Raw genomic sequence first — 18,164 nt, forward strand, 5'->3', positions numbered from 1 at the left:
GGTTCAGCGAGACATTCTTCCAATAGTAGAAGGATCCAGTGTCCGTACGAAATACGGTATCATCAACACTGACCACATTCTCTTTATCGGGTCTGGTGCCTTCCATATGTCTAAACCAAGTGATTTAATACCAGAATTACAAGGCCGTTTCCCTATTCGTGTGGAATTGAATGACTTGACAAAAGAAGATTTCGTTAAAATCTTAACAGAACCAGAAAATGCGTTGGTCAAGCAGTACCGAGCACTTTTAGATACAGAGAACATCGAAGTCATCTTTACAATGGAAGCTATTGAAAAAATTGCAGAGATAGCTTATGAAGTAAACGAATCGACAGACAATATTGGTGCGCGTCGTTTACACACCATCTTAGAAAGATTATTAGAAGACTTGCTCTTCGAATCACCGGACATGAGTATGGGTGAAGTGAAAATTACTCAAAAATATGTTGAAGATAAAATCGGTCATATTGTAGAAGACAAAGACCTCAGCCGTTACATCCTGTAATACAAAAAAGAAGACCTCATCGGGTCTTCTTTTATTTATTCTGTATTATTTCTTTGCTTGCCCCAGGCCAAAAGATACTTTATTTTCTTCGCCGTTTTTTATCCGTTCTATATTGGAACGGTGGCGAACAAAGACGATAATCATCGCTATCCAAATAACAAGCGTAAACACCCAGTCGCCTACAAAAAGTGAGGCAATAGCAGCGACGATCAAGGTTAAAATACTAGCCAGACTAACCATACTGGACAGATACAGGACCGATACCCAGACAACAGCTAGTCCCAGGAGCAGAATGGGTTGAACCGCCAGAACAACACCCGCACTGGTTGCGACAGCTTTTCCTCCTTTGAAACGAATAAAAATGGAGAAGACGTGTCCTATAATAGCGAACGCTCCTGCTAACATCGGATGAATAGCGACCCCGAACCAGATAGGGAGCAAGGTCGCTATACTTCCCTTAGCCATATCTAAGATTAAAACAATGATGCCTGCTGTTTTTCCCAGCACGCGAAAGGTGTTCGTTGTACCGGTATTGCCGCTTCCATGTTCTCGAATATCTTTTTTAAAAAAAGTTTGACCAATCCATAAGCCAGGTTGCAGTGAACCAAGCAAGTAGGCTAATAGGATAACAGTAATCTCTAACAAAATTCTTCCTCCTTAAGCACTTCCTCGTACCTTGGTTATTTTACCACGATTTCTTCTATTACCAAAATTAAATAATAGGGAACATAAGTTTTTTGCACAAAATTTCATTTATGTGGTAATATAAATAAGGCTTGGACTTATCCGTATGCTTAGTGTGCAGGATAAGGGATTCAAAGTATCTATCGTATATATAGCAGTTTGAGTATTAAAGGAGAATGACATATATGGCAATGAATAATTATGATGACAATGCTATACAGGTTCTTGAAGGATTGGATGCCGTTAGAAAAAGACCCGGCATGTACATCGGTTCGACTGATTCAAGAGGCCTGCATCACTTAGTTTATGAATTAGTAGATAATGCAGTGGATGAGGTACTGGCTGGTTTCGGGTCACGTATTGAAGTCGTCATCCATAAAGACAACAGCATCACGGTAAAGGATAACGGAAGAGGGATGCCTATTGGTATGCACGCATCCGGTGTGCCGACCATTCAGGTTATATTTACGGTTTTGCACGCAGGAGGCAAGTTCGGACAAGATGGCAGTTATAAGACATCTGGCGGTCTGCACGGTGTAGGGGCGTCTGTAGTGAATGCCTTATCAGACTGGTTAACGGTTACTGTGAACCGTGACGGATTCGAGTATACCCAGGCCTTTAAAAATGGCGGGAAGCCTTCGGGGAAATTGAAAAAGAAAAAAGGAGCCAATAAACAAAGCGGCACAACCGTACACTTTAAACCTGATACGGAAATCTTTTCTTCTATAGACTTCTCCTTCACTCAATTAAGTGAACGGTTAAGAGAATCTGCTTTCTTGCTGAAAGGAACAGAAATTTTTATTAAAGACGAAAGAAAAGAAGTGGAAGAGACTTTCTTTTATGAAGAAGGCATTAAAGAATTCGTTAATTATCTGAACGAAGAAAAAGATACATTGACACCGATTGCCTATTTTGAAGGGGAACATAACGGTATTGAAGTGGAGTGTGCTTTCCAGTATAACGATGGGTATTCTGAAAATATGCTGAGCTTCGTAAATAACGTCCGGACGAAAGACGGCGGGACGCATGAGATTGGAACCCGAACCGCTTTAACCAAAACGTTTAATGAGTTCGCCAGACGAGTGAACCTCCTAAAAGAGAAAGACAAGAACTTAGAAGGGTCGGATGTGAGAGAAGGGATTGCTGTGATTCTGTCGGTGCGTATACCTGAGCACCTCTTACAGTTTGAAGGGCAGACAAAGAGTAAACTGGGGACCCCAGAAGCCCGAGCGGCCTGTGATGCGATTATTTCTGAACAGTTTAACTTCTTCCTAGCTGAAAACGGGGAAACGAGTCAGCAGATTGTGCGAAAAGCGATTAAAGCACGTGAAGCCAGAGAAGCAGCCCGCAAAGCTAAAGAAGATTCTCGTAACGGGAAGAAGCGCAAACGTCAAGACACTTTACTGTCTGGTAAATTAACGCCTGCACAGAGCAAAAACGCCAAGAAGAACGAGTTATACCTCGTAGAGGGGGATTCGGCTGGAGGATCAGCCAAACAGGGCAGAGACCGCAAATTTCAAGCTATCCTCCCGCTAAGAGGGAAAGTCATCAATACGGAAAGAGCCAATATTCAAGATATATTAAAAAATGAAGAAATCAGTACAATGATTTATACCATTGGTGCTGGAGTCGGTCCGGAATTTGATTTAAAAGACTGTAATTACGATAAAGTGATTATCATGACGGATGCGGACACAGACGGGGCGCACATCCAGGTCCTGTTGTTAACCTTCTTTTACCGTTATATGAAACCGTTAATTGAAGCCGGGAAAGTTTACTTGGCTTTGCCTCCTTTATATAAGGTCTCTAAAGGACGAGGAAAAAATGAAGTCATAGAATATGCTTGGACAGATGATGAATTAGAAGGCATTATCGAGTCAATGGGTAAAAATTATATGATTCAGCGGTACAAAGGTTTAGGAGAAATGAATGCTGACCAGCTTTGGGATACGACGATGAACCCTGAATCCCGTACGTTGATTAGAGTCACAATCGACGATCTCGCACAAGCAGAAAGACGCGTTTCCGTTTTAATGGGGAACAAAGTGGACCCTCGAAGAAAGTGGATTGAGGATAATGTAGAGTTTTCTCTTGAAGAAGATGGCAGCATACTCGAAACAAATGAAGTATTAGATGAACTGGAAACACCCATACAGTAGTCAGAAAGGTTTGATGGAATTCGATGGCAAACAATCGAGCAGAGATACAAGAGCTAACGCTTGAAGAAGTCATGGGGGACCGCTTTGGCCGTTACTCCAAATATATTATTCAAGAACGGGCTCTCCCAGATATTAGAGACGGGTTAAAACCTGTCCAAAGACGGATACTATTTTCGATGTTTACAGAAGGGAATACTCAGGATAAAGCCTTTAGAAAATCCGCTAAAACCGTGGGTAACGTCATTGGTAACTACCACCCGCATGGAGACACCAGTGTCTATGATGCCATGGTCAGAATGAGTCAAGACTGGAAAATGAAAACTCCTTTGATTGACATGCACGGAAATAACGGAAGCATGGATGGGGATCCCCCAGCAGCTATGCGTTATACGGAAGCACGATTATCTAAAATCGCCAACGAACTCCTGCAGGATATTGATAAAGAAACAGTCGAACTGGTATTGAACTTTGATGATACGACACATGAGCCGACTGTTTTGCCTGCTCGCTACCCGAACTTACTGGTAAATGGTGCGACAGGAATTTCAGCGGGTTATGCAACAGATATTCCTCCGCACAATTTAGAGGAGGTAGTGGATGCAGCGATTTATCTGATTGCTCATCCCAATGCTTCCTTAGATAAATTAATGGATTTCGTCAAAGGACCTGACTTTCCCACTGGTGGCATTATCCAAGGAATCAAAGGATTAAGAAGTGCGTACAAGACCGGTAAAGGGAAAATTGTCGTGCGTTCTAAGACAGAAATAGAATCCATGCGAGGTGGAAAAGAGCAAATTGTTATTACTGAAATCCCTTATGAAGTCAATAAAGCAACAATGGTACGAAAAATTGACGAAATCCGTTTAAGCAAAAAAATAGAAGGGATCGCGGATGTTAGAGATGAAACCGATAGAAATGGTTTACGAATCGTTATAGAGTTGAAAAAAGACACCCCTGCTCAAGGGATACTGACCTATCTATTGAAAAATACGGATATGCAAGTGACGTATAACTTCAACATGATTGCGATAGATGGAAGAAGTCCGCAGCAGGTCGGTCTTAAACAAATACTAAAAGCTTATTTAGCTCATAAAAAAGAAGTAATTATTAGACGAACTCAGTTTTTACTCAATAAAGCCACTAAACGGGAGCACATTGTTCAAGGGTTAATAAAAGCTGTGTCTATTTTAGATAAAGTGATTAAAGTGATTCGTGGCAGTAAAAACAAATCGGATGCGAAAGATAATCTGGTTAAAGAGTTCAGTTTCACCCTAGCCCAGGCTGAAGCCATTGTAAGTTTACAGCTTTATCGTTTAACAAACACGGATATTACACAGCTTCAAAAAGAAGCCGATGAGCTGGAAGCACAGATAAAAGACTACCATGCCATTTTAAACGATGAAAAAGCGTTGCATGCACTCATGAGGAAAGAACTGCGTGAAGTGAAGAAAGCCTATGCTAAAGAAAGAATCACAGTGATTGAAGATGAGATTGAAGAGTTGAAAGTGGAGAAAGAAGTTCTGGTTGCAGAAGAAGATGTCGTGGTATCCGTCACAAAAGAAGGGTACTTAAAACGCACCAGCTTGCGTTCTTACGGAGCTTCTAATGCCGAAGAGATCGGCTTAAGGGATGGAGACTATCCTTTATTTACTGAAAAGCATTCGACACTCGAGCATATTGTCATTTTCACCTCTAAAGGGAATGTGATTAATCGCCCTATACATGAGATTCCAGAGTTCAAATGGAAAGATATAGGCGAACATCTCTCGCAAAGTATTCCTTTAGAGCCAGAAGAAAAAGTAATAGCTGTTTACGGTATGAAGGACTTTACGGAAGAAGAACGCTTCGTATTTATTACGAAAGACGGGTATATCAAGCAAACACTCGCTTCAGAATATGCGCCTAAACGAACCTATCGTTCCCGTTCCGCTACAGGAATCAAACTGAAATCTAAAACGGATGAATGTTTAGCGGTCTATAAGATTACGGATGATAAAGATCTGGATGTCTTCCTCGTGACACATTTAGGCTTTGGCTTACGCTACGCCCTTCCTGAAGTTTCAACGGTTGGAGCAGGAGCTATTGGAGTGAAGTCCATTAACTTGAAGAAAGACGATTATGTAGTCAATGGGATTATCTTTAATCCTTCAGAAGGACATAAATCGGTCATGCTCGTCACCCATAGAGGGTCGGTTAAGAAAATGAATGTCACTGCTATTGATGCTATTTCTCGCGCTAAACGTGGCTTACTTGTTTTAAGAGAATTAAAAAATAAACCCCACCGGGTCTCGTTGGTTATTGATGTCAATGAAGAGGAGACAGAGTGGACAGTTGTAACGGATAAAGGCACGAAAGCCGTTATCATTCCAAAGAACTATGCTTACAGTGACCGCTACAATAATGGGTCCTTTGTATTGGATGAGGATACTGATGGCATTCCTGTTGAGCATTATACTAAAATGATGGTTCAAATAGAGGATTAATAAAAAGGTTTCGTTAGTCAATATTTTGACTAGCGAAACCTTTTTTCTTTATTGTTATCCGTTGAAAGCTTGTCTATAAACTTCAGCTAACTCTTTTATCAGTGGTAATTTAGGATTGGCTGTAGTACATTGATCTTCAAATGCCCGAACAGCCATGTCATCAACGACCGCTTCAAATTCCTTTTTAGATACTCCATTTTCTTTAATACTCATCGGTATATCTAATTCTTTGGCTAACTCTTGAATGGCTTTGATTAAACTATCAACACCTTCTTCTGTCGTACGACAAGGCAAGCCTAATGCTTTAGCGATTTCAGCATACCGTTTATCTGCAATGAAGTACTCGTATTTAGGAAATGCGACAAACTTACTTGGCTGTTTGGCATTATAACGAATGACGTGCGGCATTAAGATGGCATTGGCGCGTCCGTGAGCAATGTGGAATTGAGCTCCTAGCTTATGGGCTAAACTATGGTTGATACCCAAGAATGCATTGGCAAAAGCCATACCGGCAATAGTGGATGCATTATGCATTTTTTCTCTTGCCAGTTCGTCATTTCCATTTCGGTAAGCGAGAGGGAGATATTCAAACACTAACTGGATGGCTTTGATAGCCAGCCCATCTGTATAGTCGTTTGCCATATTAGAGACATACGCTTCAATCGCATGTGTGAGCACATCCATACCTGTATCAGCTGTCACGACTTTCGGCACACTCATAACAAATTGCGGATCGATTATGGCTACGTTTGGTGTCAATTCGTAGTCTGCCAAAGGGTATTTCGATTGTTTCTCAGTGTCTGTAATCACAGAGAAAGAAGTGACTTCAGATCCTGTCCCAGATGTCGTAGGGATGGCGACAAACTGCGCTTTTCCTCCTAAAGTAGGGTATTTATACACGCGTTTTCTTATGTCCATGAATTTCTGTTTCAGTCCATTGAAATCTGTATCAGGGTGTTCATAGAATAACCACATGCCTTTAGCCGCATCCATTGGTGAACCGCCACCTAATGCAATGATGACATCGGGCTGGAAAGCTTCCATTGCACGGGCTCCCTTTAAAACAGTCTCTTTAGATGGATCAGGTTCCACATCTGAAAAAATCTCACAGTGAACATACTCTTGGCGATTTCTTAAATGATAAAGTACTTTATTCACATAACCAAGTTCAATCATCATAGGATCTGTGACAATGAACGCTTTTTTAATATCTGGCATTTTAGATAAATACTGCACAGAGTTTCTTTCGAAATAGACTTTTGGCGGGACTTTAAACCACTGCATGTTGTTACTTCTTGCGGCACGCTTTTTCACATTAATTAAATGCATGGTACTGACGTTTGAAGAGACGGAATTTCCTCCAAATGATCCACATCCTAAAGTGAGGGAAGGGAGGTAAGCATTGTAAATATCTCCAATCGCTCCTTGAGAAGAAGGAGCATTGACAATCAATCGTCCAGCTTTCATGCGTCTGTCGAATGCACCAATAACAGATTCATCGTGAGAGTGAATGACGGCCGAATGACCTAATCCACCATAAGCAAGCATTTCTTCTGCCCGTTTAATACCGTCTTCGGATGTGTTTACTTTATAAGCAGCTAAAACGGGACTTAATTTCTCTCGTGATAGAGGATACTCTGGTCCAACACCATCATATTCAGCTAATAAGATTTTTGTTTTTTCAGAAACAGTGACTCCAGCCATCTGTGCGATAGCATAGGCTGATCGTCCCACAATATCCGAATTGAGTTCATTATTTTCTGACACCATGAGTTGCTCTACTTTTAATCGTTCAGCTTTAGTCAGAAAATGACAATCTAAGTTTTGCATCTCTGATTTAACTTTTTCATAAATCTCTTTATCAATAATGACTGCTTGTTCAGAGGCACAAATCATTCCATTATCGAATGTTTTGGACAAAATTAAATCATTGACCGCTCGTTTAATGTTCGCCGACTTTTCGATATAACACGGCACATTTCCGGCGCCCACACCTAAAGCAGGTTTACCCGAACTATAAGCGGCTTTAACCATTCCCGGACCACCAGTCGCTAAGATAGTAGCCACACCCGGGTGAGTCATTAGTGTTTGAGTAGCTTCTACAGACGGGCTCTCAATCCATTGTATACAATGTTTGGGTGCTCCTGCTTTAATAGCTGCTTCATAAAGCACACGAGCCGATTCTGCACTCGACTTTTGAGCAGAAGGGTGAAAAGCAAAAACTATCGGATTACCCGTTTTAATAGCAATAATAGATTTGAAAATGGTAGTAGAAGTAGGATTCGTTACAGGTGTCACACCTGCAATTACCCCAACAGGTTCCGCAATCTCTACGGTTCCTTCATGTTCATTTTCATTAATGACCCCAATCGTTCGATCGTGTTTAATACTGTGATAGACATATTCAGAAGCAAAGAGATTCTTTATTATTTTATCTTCATATATCCCACGCCCGGTTTCATCAACTGCCATTTTAGCAAGAACCATGTGTTTGTCTAATGCAGCAAGAGCCATTTCTTTGACAATAACGTCTATCTGCTTCTGATCCAAACTGTACATCTCATTCAATGCTTCTGTAGCGTTTTGCACCAGTCTATCTATTGTTTCCCCAATTGTAATCTTTTTTTCTTCTCGTACTAATTCTTTAACCATTGTAAACACCTCCGTAAAGTTAGTGAAGTATTGAGCATATACCGTTAAAATTTTCTTCTTATCTAATGTAAAGAAGGGTATTTTGCTCTATTCTTCAGGTTGCCTTGTTTACGTCTAAACTATAACATACTGAATTCGCTTGCAAAAATTATAAGATGTGACAATATTGTGACATATATCACAATATGAATAGTATTAATATAATAGTTATTATTGAAGCGCAGACTAGTTAATAGGGTAACATATTAAATTGTGATATTTTGTTCACATTTTTTCTAGCTTTATAACTGATATAGTACAGGTGAATATCTTCTTTCGGCTGGTTAAGTAAAACTGAGATAAAATCTATGATTACACGAAAAAAGTTATTTTAAGTAAGTAAAATTATTTTCTGTTGACTATTTTCACTTGATTGTTATAGTACACAATGCTTTGAAATTAGCTTAACCTCACTGTTTTTAACGGAGACTGGTTAGTCTCTTCACTTGAATAAAATGGGGCATAGTGATATATTGAACATGAACAAACTATTGAAAAATAGTTAACAAAGGAGAATGAAAATGGAAAAACAAGAGTCTAAGCACCTTACTTCAGAGATTTATTGGGAGGGCTTTAAGGGCAAAAAGTGGAAAGAGTCTATTGACGTGAGACACTTTATTCAAAGTAATTATCTTCCTTATGATGGAGATGACTCCTTTTTACAAGGACCAACAGCAGCAACGGAAGCTTTATGGGATCGTGTAATGGACTTAAACAAGTTGGAACGTGAAGCGGGCGGGGTACTAGACATGGATACAGATTTAGTATCGACTATAACCTCTCACGGGCCAGCCTATTTAGAAAAAGACAAAGAAAAAGTTGTTGGATTCCAAACAGATAAACCATTTAAGCGTTCATTCCAACCCTTCGGCGGTATTCGAATGATGGAACAGTCGGCAGAATCTTATGGCTTTGAAGTGGATCCTCTTTTATCACACATCTTTAGAGAGTATCGAAAAACACATAATCAGGGTGTGTTTGATGCTTACACACCTGAAATGCGCGCCGCACGTCGCAGTGGAGTCATAACTGGACTACCCGATGCTTATGGCCGCGGTCGTATAATTGGAGATTACCGTCGTGTAGCATTGTACGGAGTGGATCGTTTAATTGAAGAAAAGAAGGCAGATAAAGCTTTAACAGATACGGCAGTGATGAGTGAAGAGGTCATAAGACACCGTGAAGAGTTAAGTGATCAGTTGAAAGCCTTGCATCAGTTGAAAGAATTAGGGAATATTTATGGATTTGATATTTCTCGACCAGCTGAAACAGCTCAAGAAGCGTTCCAATGGTTATATTTAGGTTATTTAGCAGCGATTAAAGAACAAAATGGTGCCGCTATGTCTCTAGGACGGACATCCACTTTCTTAGATATTTATATTGAAAGAGATTTGGCAAAGGGTAGAATGACTGAAAAAGAAGCGCAGGAGTTAGTAGATCACTTTGTGATGAAGCTTCGTTTAGTTAAATTTGCACGCACACCGGATTATAACGAACTGTTCTCTGGAGACCCTACTTGGGTGACAGAAGCCATCGGTGGAGTAGGTATTGACGGACGTCACATGGTTACTAAAAACAGTTACCGATTCCTTCATACCCTATCCAACTTGGGACCGGCTCCAGAGCCAAACTTAACCGTATTGTGGTCAGTCCAATTACCGCAAGCATTTAAAGATTACTGTGCGAAAGTTTCTATTGAAAGCAGTGCGGTTCAATACGAAAATGATGATATCATGCGTGAAGAATGGGGAGACGATTACGGTATAGCCTGCTGTGTGTCGGCCATGAAAATTGGGAAACAGATGCAGTTCTTCGGCGCACGAGCGAACTTAGCGAAAGCTTTACTTTACGCCATTAATGGGGGAGTAGACGAAATGTCTAAGACACAAATCGCTCCTAAATTCAGACCGATCACTTCTGAAGTATTAAACTATGAAGAAGTAATGGAAAAATACGATGATATGTTGGATTGGTTAGCCGGGATGTACATCAATACGTTAAATATCATCCACTATATGCATGATAAATACAGTTATGAAAGTATCGAAATGGCCCTTCATGATTCAGAAGTTATGCGTACCATGGCAACAGGTATTGCTGGATTTTCAGTAACGGTTGATGCATTATCAGCTATCAAACATGCCACTGTTAAAACTATCAGAGATGAAAACGGACTAGTGGTCGACTACGTCATTGAAGGAGACTATCCTAAATACGGTAACAACGATGACCGTGCAGATGACATTGCAGTCGAGTTACTGAAAACATTTATGTCAAAAGTCAAAAAACACCCAACGTACAGAAAGGCTGTTCACACAACATCCATTTTAACCATTACATCTAACGTCGTCTATGGTAAGAAAACAGGGAACACACCAGATGGAAGAAGAGAAGGGGTGCCTTTTGCACCCGGTGCCAACCCACTCCACGGAAGAGATACAAACGGCGCTTTAGCCAGCTTGAACTCAGTTGCTAAATTGCCGTATGGAGAATCACTGGATGGTATTTCAAACACATTCTCGATCGTTCCAAAAGCTTTAGGGAAAGAGGATCACGTTCAAAGACGCAACTTAGCAACAATGCTCGACGGGTATGTGAAAAAAGGCGGACACCACTTAAACGTTAATGCTTTAAACCGTGAAACGTTAGAAGATGCCATGAAGCATCCAGAAGAATATCCGCAGTTAACCATTCGTGTGTCAGGTTATGCGGTGAACTTTATTAAATTAACTAGAGAGCAACAGATGGATGTACTGAGCCGTACATTCCACGATAGTATGTAAAAGATACACATATTAAGGTAGGGGGATAATCATGACAGAAACAACAAAAGGGTATGTTCATTCAATAGAGAGTTTCGGTTCACTTGATGGACCAGGCATAAGGTTTGTCATCTTTATGCAGGGGTGTCGTATGCGTTGTGAGTTCTGTCATAACCCTGATACTTGGAATATGGGTGGCGGCACGCCTTACACACCTCAGGAATTATTAGATAAAGCGCTAGACTATAAAGAATACTGGGGCGAAGATGGCGGGATTACTGTGAGCGGAGGAGAACCGCTGCTTCAGATTGATTTTTTGATTGAATTCTTTAAATTAGCAAAAGCAGAAGGCGTTCATCTCTCTATTGACACATGTGGCCAACCATTCACTTATGACGAACCATTCTTCGGTCGCTTTGAAGAACTAATGACTTACACGGATTTGATTCTGATGGATATTAAGCATATCGATAATGACATACACAAAAAATATACGATGCATCCGAACACCGCGATTCTGGATATGGCAAATTATTTATCCGACGTTGGTATTCCTATGTGGTTAAGGCATGTGCTCGTACCAGAGCGCTCTGATTATGATGAGCATTTACATCGGTTGAGTGACTTTATCTCTCAGTTGAAGAGTGTTGAAAAAGTAGAAGTGCTCCCATATCACAAATTAGGAGTCTATAAGTACGAAGAACTCGGCATTCCTTATAAGTTGAAAGACATCGATCCACCAACGGCAGAACGAGTCGCAAATGCCAACCGTATTTTACAGACAGACAAGTATAAAAGCCTTGTTTAATTAATAACTTTAACTATGCCTGTACGTAAGTGTATGGGCATAGTTTTTATTATGCAAGATTGTCTAAAAACTTTTGATGCCTCAGTGAATAGATACTCTCTAATAATAATCATTAGAGAGATTTGCAGCTGTAATTGAGATACGAATCCCTCTAAAAGATAGAATAGAGAGATTCGCGATAAAAAAGAGTGACCGAATGCCTCTAAATGTTAGTTTGAAGGGATTCAAGCTATAATAAATTTTACGAATCCTGCTAATAGAACAGCCATACTCATATCCACCTAAAGAACATCGGTTTTTCATTTTGAAAAAGATAAAAGAGTGGTTGTCTCAATTCACTATTGATTGAAATTTCATTCCTTTTACTATATTCTAGAGAAAGAAGACATAAATCAAAGGAGAATACTTATATGAGTAAAGTACTTATTTTTGGACACCAGAATCCTGATACAGATGCTATTACATCAGCCATTAGTTTTTCATATTTACAAAATGAACTAGGACATAACACAGAGGCTGTAGCATTTGGCAAACCGACTGAGGAAACCCAATACGCCCTGGATTATTTTGAAACGAAAGCACCGAGAACAGTCACTTCTGTATCAAGTGAAACCGATCAAGTCATGTTGGTTGATCACAACGAAGCGCAACAAAGCGCTCCGGATATTGATAAAGTAAAAGTCTTAGCGGTTGTGGACCATCACCGTATTGCCAATTTTGCGACTGCTGATCCGCTTTATTACAGAGCTGAGCCAGTCGGTTGTACGCAAACCATTATCTGGAAAATGTTTAAAGAAAATGATATTGATGTACCCAAGAATATAGCAGGATTAATGTTATCCGCCATTATTTCAGATACGCTCTTACTTCAATCTCCTACCAGTACTACAGAAGATGAAAAAGCGGCACATGCATTAGCAGACATAGCTGAAGTGGATTTAAATTCTTATGGAAAAGATTTATTAAAAGCTGGAACAAACACCAAAAACAAAACAGCTAGCCAAATTCTGAATGATGATGCGAAAAACTTCCCTATGGGTGAATCGACTGTTCGCATTGGACAAGTGAATGTTGTAGACGTGGATGAAGTGCTTGCTCGTAAAATGGAATTATTGAGAGAGATGCAAGACCAAAGTCAAGCAAGTAACTACGATTTATTCATGTTGGTCATCACTAATGTTTTAGAAAATGACTCGGTTGCCTTAGTTTACGGCGATAAAACAGAATTGGTCAAGCAGGCCTTTAATAAAGACATTGTAGAAGATACGGTCTTACTTGAAGGGGTTGTGTCACGTAAAAAACAAGTGGTCCCTCCTTTAACTAAGCAGTTTGAACAGGAATAAAGTCGGAATTTTAAGCTAACTAGAACAGGAGGAAAAAGTATTCGCCTCAATAAACTAGAATTTTCACCTTTGGGCTTTTTTGCTGGCTGTATATTCTTCTTTCTGTTCTTTGTGTTGGCGCACGGCTATTGGTTAAGCCCGCCGTTTGGCAGCTTGATGAGCTGGATAGTTACTGTCTATCTTGGAGCAAGCGTTTGGGGCCTAGCATACACGTTAAAAGCCTGGGACAGTTTAAACTATCCGCCTGAAAGACCAACTATTATTTTTACGCGATTTATTTTATTGATTCATTACTTTATAGCGCCCTTTCTGTTCATCTATTTTAAATGTTTTTACACCGAAAAAGAATAATAGCCAAAGCTCAGACACTGCTTATAGACTTAAGTAGATGGTCTGAGCTTTTTTTATGACACTTGTCATGTCTATAGATGACGCTTGCTACTACCGAGAGGAACTGAATAGGAGTATACTTGTCTCAAATAAGAAGGAGGGTTCCGAATGACTGCACCGATTATAGAGGCAAAAAGCATAAAAAAGGCGTTCAAAAAAACTGAAGTACTAAAAGGAATCGATTTTAGAATATATGAAGGAGAAGTCATTGCGCTAGTAGGGGAAAACGGGGCAGGAAAGTCCACATTAATTAAAATAATCAATAATTTAACTCGAGCAGATGATGGACACATTCAGTTATTTGGTCAAGCGCCAGATGCAAAAGAGGTTAGAAATCGCGTGGGTGTGATGCTTCAAGAAAATATTGTCTTACATCGAATGAAAGTGAAAGAAATGTTAGAGTTAGCTGGTAGTTATTACGCTGAGCCGCTAACGAGTACTGAAATTATCGACATGATGAATTTAGATGATTTAGCAGATAAAAAAGTAACAGAACTGTCTGGAGGGCAGAAACGAAAAGTCAACTTTGCTTTATCTTTAGTAGGCAATCCGGATGTCGTGTTTTTAGATGAACCGACGGCTAGTATGGATGTCAAAGCGAGAAAAGACTTATGGGAAATCGTATCCTATTTGAAAGAACAGGGTAAAACGATTGTGGTGACCAGTCACTATCTGGAAGAATTGGAGAACATTGCCAGTCGTATCTTAATTCTACAAGAAGGCGTAATTGCTTTTGACGGCACACTACATGAACTAAGAAAAATCAGAGGAGAAGGAACCATCAGTTTCAATACAGAATTATCTGAAAGTCTGTTTAATCAGTTAGAGGGTCTGGTTTCGTTGCACCATCAGAGTGATTATTACTCCCTCATTACTCAAAATGTCAATGCTCTTTTGAAACAATTGATTCCCTATATAGACGAATTAAAGAATATCACTATTCAACAAACGACACTTAATCATCTGCTGGCTTATTATAAAGGAGAAAATCAATCATGAAAAACTTCTGGTTTCAGACAAAAATGAATGCGACTAGACTCATCAAAAGAGATGTCAAAACGTTCTTTTTTGCTTTATTCTTTCCCTTATTCTTCTATATATTGTATACCCGTATATTTGTCTTTGATATGCCAGAAGACGCTTTAGTTATTTGGCAAACAGATTACATGATTTCAATGATACTATTTGGGTCACTTTTCACCTCAGTTATTACTCAAGCCAATACGTTACTGGAAGATTACACGAATCACTTTCAATTATTTGTTCATTTGACACCAACTTCTAAATGGCGCTATTTCTTATCTGTCAATGCCGTTTATATTCCTATAAATTTGGCATTAATTGTTGCGCTAGGCACACTTGCCTACTTCGTCAATGACGTCTCTTTAAGTGTGATACAGTGGCTGGTTTTAGTGTGTATAATCTTGTTTGGAACAGTCCCGTTCAGTATGCTAGGGGTTATCGTCTCTTATGGTCGAAAAACAACCATAATCAATTTACTGGGTAATTTGCTCGTGTTCCCTTTAGCTATAGGAGGGGGACTCTGGTGGCCTCTGGAGATTATGCCGTCATGGGTAGTTTCAATAGGAGAACGACTAGTCACTAACCAGTTGCTGACCTTGTCTACTAACTGGGTCTATTCCAGTGAAATCCGATTCTCTTCCATAGCAGGCATTATGCTCTGGATATTAGGACTTGTAACCGTTATTATAGTGTTACAGAAGTTATTCAAATATAGGGAGTCGGAAGTGACATGAGGACTTTTATTCGCACACACATTTTAATACCGCCAGAACAAGGGATGATTCCTTATTTCTTTTTGATCTTTTTAATTCCTATCATTATCTTACTTTTTCCCATTAATAGTTGGGAAAAAATACTGATGCTTCTCTTACTCGGTGTGTTTTTATATGCTTATAGAAAAGGTTTTTTTGAACAGACAGATAAGAAAGTGTTGTTTACGATTCAAACAATTATAGCTACGCTATTTGTCTTATATAATGGGTCAGCTTCTTTGTTCATTTATATTGGCTGGCAGTTTCCATTTTGGCCGATAAAAAAAGATCAATTAAAAAGGTACTTCTTTATTTACGCAGCCAGCCTATTGGCGTCTTCGGCCATTAGTTTATTTCGAGCTTCTAATTTTATAGGTCCTATAGAATGGTTATGGATTTCTGTCGGCTTAGGCTTTGCTTTATTATCTCCTTTAGCTGCTTACTCCGTTGAAAAATCAAATCGACAGATGGTTGATCTGAAAATGACGAACTCCCGTTTAAGTACGTTGGTCCTACAAAGCGAACGCGAAAGAATTGCCCGAGATTTACACGATCACCTGGGTCAGTCCTACTCGACCATCTCTTTGAAAGCAGAACTGGCTCGCAAATTGATAGCTATCGATACGGAAAAAGCGGCCCAGGAGTTAGCGGATATTGCCCAGACGTCCAGAGACCATTTAAATCTAGTGAGAAATATCGTATCTAACTTGCATGAGCAGACGATTGCCAGTGCCATGATAGAAACCGCAAAGGTTCTAAGTACAGCGCAAATCAAATTAATCACTGAAAATGAAAGCCAAACAAGTGACTGGCCTCTTTCTGTCCAATATGCATTAGCCTCCATTATACAAGAGGCGACAACCAACGTGATCCGGCACAGTCAGGCTACTTTAGTGAGGTATACGTTCCATTACAAGAATAATCATTACCATTTACGTATCAAGGATAATGGCATAGGGATTCATTTCCATGAGAATAAATCCCATGGGTTAAGCGGTATGAGAAATCGAGTTGAGGAATTAAATGGGCAGTTTGAAGTGATCAACGACTCTGGAGCGCTGCTTTATGTCACCATACCGGAAGAGGAGATTGACTATGATTAAAGTCTATATTGCTGAGGATCAGAAAATGCTGAACTCCGCTCTTACATCCTTACTCCAGCTGGAAGAATCATTGGAGGTCGTAGGAACAGCGTTGGATGGGGAAGAGGCTCTAAAGGGCATTTTAGAGTATCAGCCGGATGTGGCGATACTGGATATTGAAATGCCTAAGATGACAGGTCTGGATGTCGCAGAAGCCATTCATTCTACTGATACCAAAGTCATTATATTAACGACCTTTGCCAGGCAATCCTATTTTGAGACAGCGGTCAAGCATCAAGTACAAGGCTATTTACTTAAGGACAGCCCGACGGATAAACTGACAGAAACCATTTATGCGGTTATGAATGGTGAAACCATTTACGATCCTGCCTTGGTGCGTCACGTGTTAAGAAAAGAGAAAAATCCATTGACGGAAAGAGAAATTGAGGTACTTCAATGCTTGTCTGAAGGAATACCGACTCAAGCCATTGCTGAAAAAGTGTTTTTATCCCAAGGCACTGTCCGCAATTATATTTCATCTATTTTAAGTAAAACAGGTGCCCGGTCACGCATAGAAGCGGTCAATGTAGCCAGAAAACATCAGTGGATGAATGAATAAGATAAACTAGTAGCTGCATACAAAACGAACAGTCCTCTTATAACCCTAGAAAACACGTACCACATCAGTTGAGTCTCATTTAAACTTCCGAATGAATGGCAAATGGTCTAACCTCATCATATGAGTGCCAAAAAAATGGTGGAATGATAGGGAATCCGGTTTCCTTATCACTTGAGCTCTTTATTTGTAACGGTATGATAGGGAAAGGTGATTTCGCCCTCAAATTAGAACATAAAAATGACTCAAATGAGGGTGAACTTCATTTATTTGTTAAATAGGTTTTCATCTCCATCCACTCTGCCTTCTATTGAAGCAAAAAAGAAAAAAGACAGACCTTTTTTGGTCTATCTCTCACGTTAGATTTAGTAGAAACAATCAAAGGTAGAATTGTTTTTAGTTCTGACTTGAAGGGTGCTTCTTCGATTTTTGAGTCATTACATACTGAACGCCTTGTTTCACGAAACGGATAAGACATGTCCCGGATAGAGTGGACAGAAAAGCTATTGAGCCTAACTTTCCACCAGAGCCATCGAATAAAGGAGATGCGGCAATGAAAAGAATGCTTGTCAATCCCATCAGTCCTAACATCTCCCCATATGAGTGCACTTTCTTTGGTGATGTCATACCAGTAAATGAGGCACAATAAGCAGCCAGGACTACTGTGTGGGTTGCATCAGGATGGACTAGAGCGAGGATGAGGCCCACTAGAGCTGAAGCTTTTACGGCATCCCATTTCCATTCTTTTTGTAAGGCAAAAGTGAGGAGGCCCGTTCCCATAGAATACAGAAAAATAAGTACATACGATTCTTTCGATAGAGCTGGTATCACTCTAAAAGGGGTTTGAAAGAGCATGGAAGCCACAT

13 protein-coding genes are annotated in these 18,164 nt (G+C 39.9%); 10 read left to right on the forward strand and 3 right to left on the reverse strand.

Features of this window, described 5'->3' with window-relative positions; all coding sequences use genetic code 11:
- Window positions 1-505 (forward strand): AAA family ATPase (locus ABDZ53_RS12645; protein WP_343757067.1); only part of this gene is annotated, 505 nt, incomplete at its 5' end.
- Between the two features lie 45 nt (window positions 506-550).
- Here ABDZ53_RS12645 and plsY read toward each other — a convergent pair.
- Window positions 551-1,141 carry a glycerol-3-phosphate 1-O-acyltransferase PlsY gene (gene plsY / locus ABDZ53_RS12650; protein WP_343757122.1) on the reverse strand — a complete coding sequence of 197 codons (591 nt, stop codon included), beginning with the start codon at window positions 1,139-1,141 and terminating at the stop codon, window positions 551-553.
- A 233-nt stretch (window positions 1,142-1,374) separates the two neighbouring features.
- Between plsY and parE the strand changes: the two genes are divergently transcribed.
- Both parE and parC read left to right on the forward strand, forming a co-directional pair.
- On the forward strand, window positions 1,375-3,348 hold the full coding sequence (gene parE, locus ABDZ53_RS12655; protein ID WP_343757070.1) for a DNA topoisomerase IV subunit B: 1,974 nt from the start codon (window positions 1,375-1,377) through the stop codon (window positions 3,346-3,348).
- A 23-nt stretch (window positions 3,349-3,371) separates the two neighbouring features.
- Window positions 3,372-5,831: a DNA topoisomerase IV subunit A gene (gene parC, locus ABDZ53_RS12660; RefSeq protein ID WP_343757072.1), complete on the forward strand. Its 2,460-nt coding sequence runs from the start codon at window positions 3,372-3,374 to the stop codon at window positions 5,829-5,831.
- A 54-nt stretch (window positions 5,832-5,885) separates the two neighbouring features.
- On the opposite strand, the gene adhE is transcribed toward parC, so the two are convergent.
- Window positions 5,886-8,483 (reverse strand): bifunctional acetaldehyde-CoA/alcohol dehydrogenase, encoded by a 2,598-nt coding sequence (gene adhE / locus ABDZ53_RS12665; RefSeq protein WP_343757073.1) that lies wholly within the window; start codon window positions 8,481-8,483, stop codon window positions 5,886-5,888.
- A 560-nt stretch (window positions 8,484-9,043) separates the two neighbouring features.
- Here adhE and pflB point away from each other — a divergent pair.
- From pflB to ABDZ53_RS12700, 7 genes are all read left to right on the forward strand, one after another.
- Complete coding sequence (gene pflB / locus ABDZ53_RS12670) at window positions 9,044-11,305, forward strand: formate C-acetyltransferase (RefSeq protein ID WP_343757075.1); 2,262 nt, start codon at window positions 9,044-9,046, stop codon at window positions 11,303-11,305.
- Window positions 11,306-11,336: 31 nt separating this feature from the next.
- Window positions 11,337-12,092: a pyruvate formate-lyase-activating protein gene (gene pflA, locus ABDZ53_RS12675; protein ID WP_343757077.1), complete on the forward strand. Its 756-nt coding sequence runs from the start codon at window positions 11,337-11,339 to the stop codon at window positions 12,090-12,092.
- A gap of 410 nt (window positions 12,093-12,502) precedes the next feature.
- A complete protein-coding gene (locus ABDZ53_RS12680) occupies window positions 12,503-13,435 on the forward strand; it encodes a manganese-dependent inorganic pyrophosphatase (protein ID WP_343757080.1) in 933 nt (310 codons plus the stop codon).
- Between the two features lie 498 nt (window positions 13,436-13,933).
- Window positions 13,934-14,824, forward strand: a complete 891-nt coding sequence (locus ABDZ53_RS12685) for an ABC transporter ATP-binding protein (protein ID WP_343757082.1) — start codon at window positions 13,934-13,936, stop codon at window positions 14,822-14,824.
- Window positions 14,821-15,582: an ABC transporter permease gene (locus ABDZ53_RS12690; RefSeq protein WP_343757084.1), complete on the forward strand. Its 762-nt coding sequence runs from the start codon at window positions 14,821-14,823 to the stop codon at window positions 15,580-15,582. The genes ABDZ53_RS12685 and ABDZ53_RS12690 overlap by 4 nt, the downstream gene beginning before the upstream one ends.
- On the forward strand, window positions 15,579-16,703 hold the full coding sequence (locus ABDZ53_RS12695) for a sensor histidine kinase (protein WP_343757086.1): 1,125 nt from the start codon (window positions 15,579-15,581) through the stop codon (window positions 16,701-16,703). The genes ABDZ53_RS12690 and ABDZ53_RS12695 overlap by 4 nt, the downstream gene beginning before the upstream one ends.
- Window positions 16,696-17,301, forward strand: coding sequence for a response regulator (locus tag ABDZ53_RS12700; RefSeq protein WP_343757088.1), 606 nt, complete (start codon window positions 16,696-16,698; stop codon window positions 17,299-17,301). Before ABDZ53_RS12695 ends, ABDZ53_RS12700 begins: the two co-directional genes overlap by 8 nt.
- Before the next feature lie 393 nt (window positions 17,302-17,694).
- On the opposite strand, the gene ABDZ53_RS12705 is transcribed toward ABDZ53_RS12700, so the two are convergent.
- Window positions 17,695-18,164: hypothetical protein (locus ABDZ53_RS12705; protein ID WP_343757090.1), on the reverse strand; the 470-nt coding region annotated here is incomplete at its 5' end.

Source organism: Alkalibacterium iburiense, assembly GCF_039521845.1.
Taxonomy (GTDB): domain Bacteria; phylum Bacillota; class Bacilli; order Lactobacillales; family Carnobacteriaceae_A; genus Alkalibacterium; species Alkalibacterium iburiense.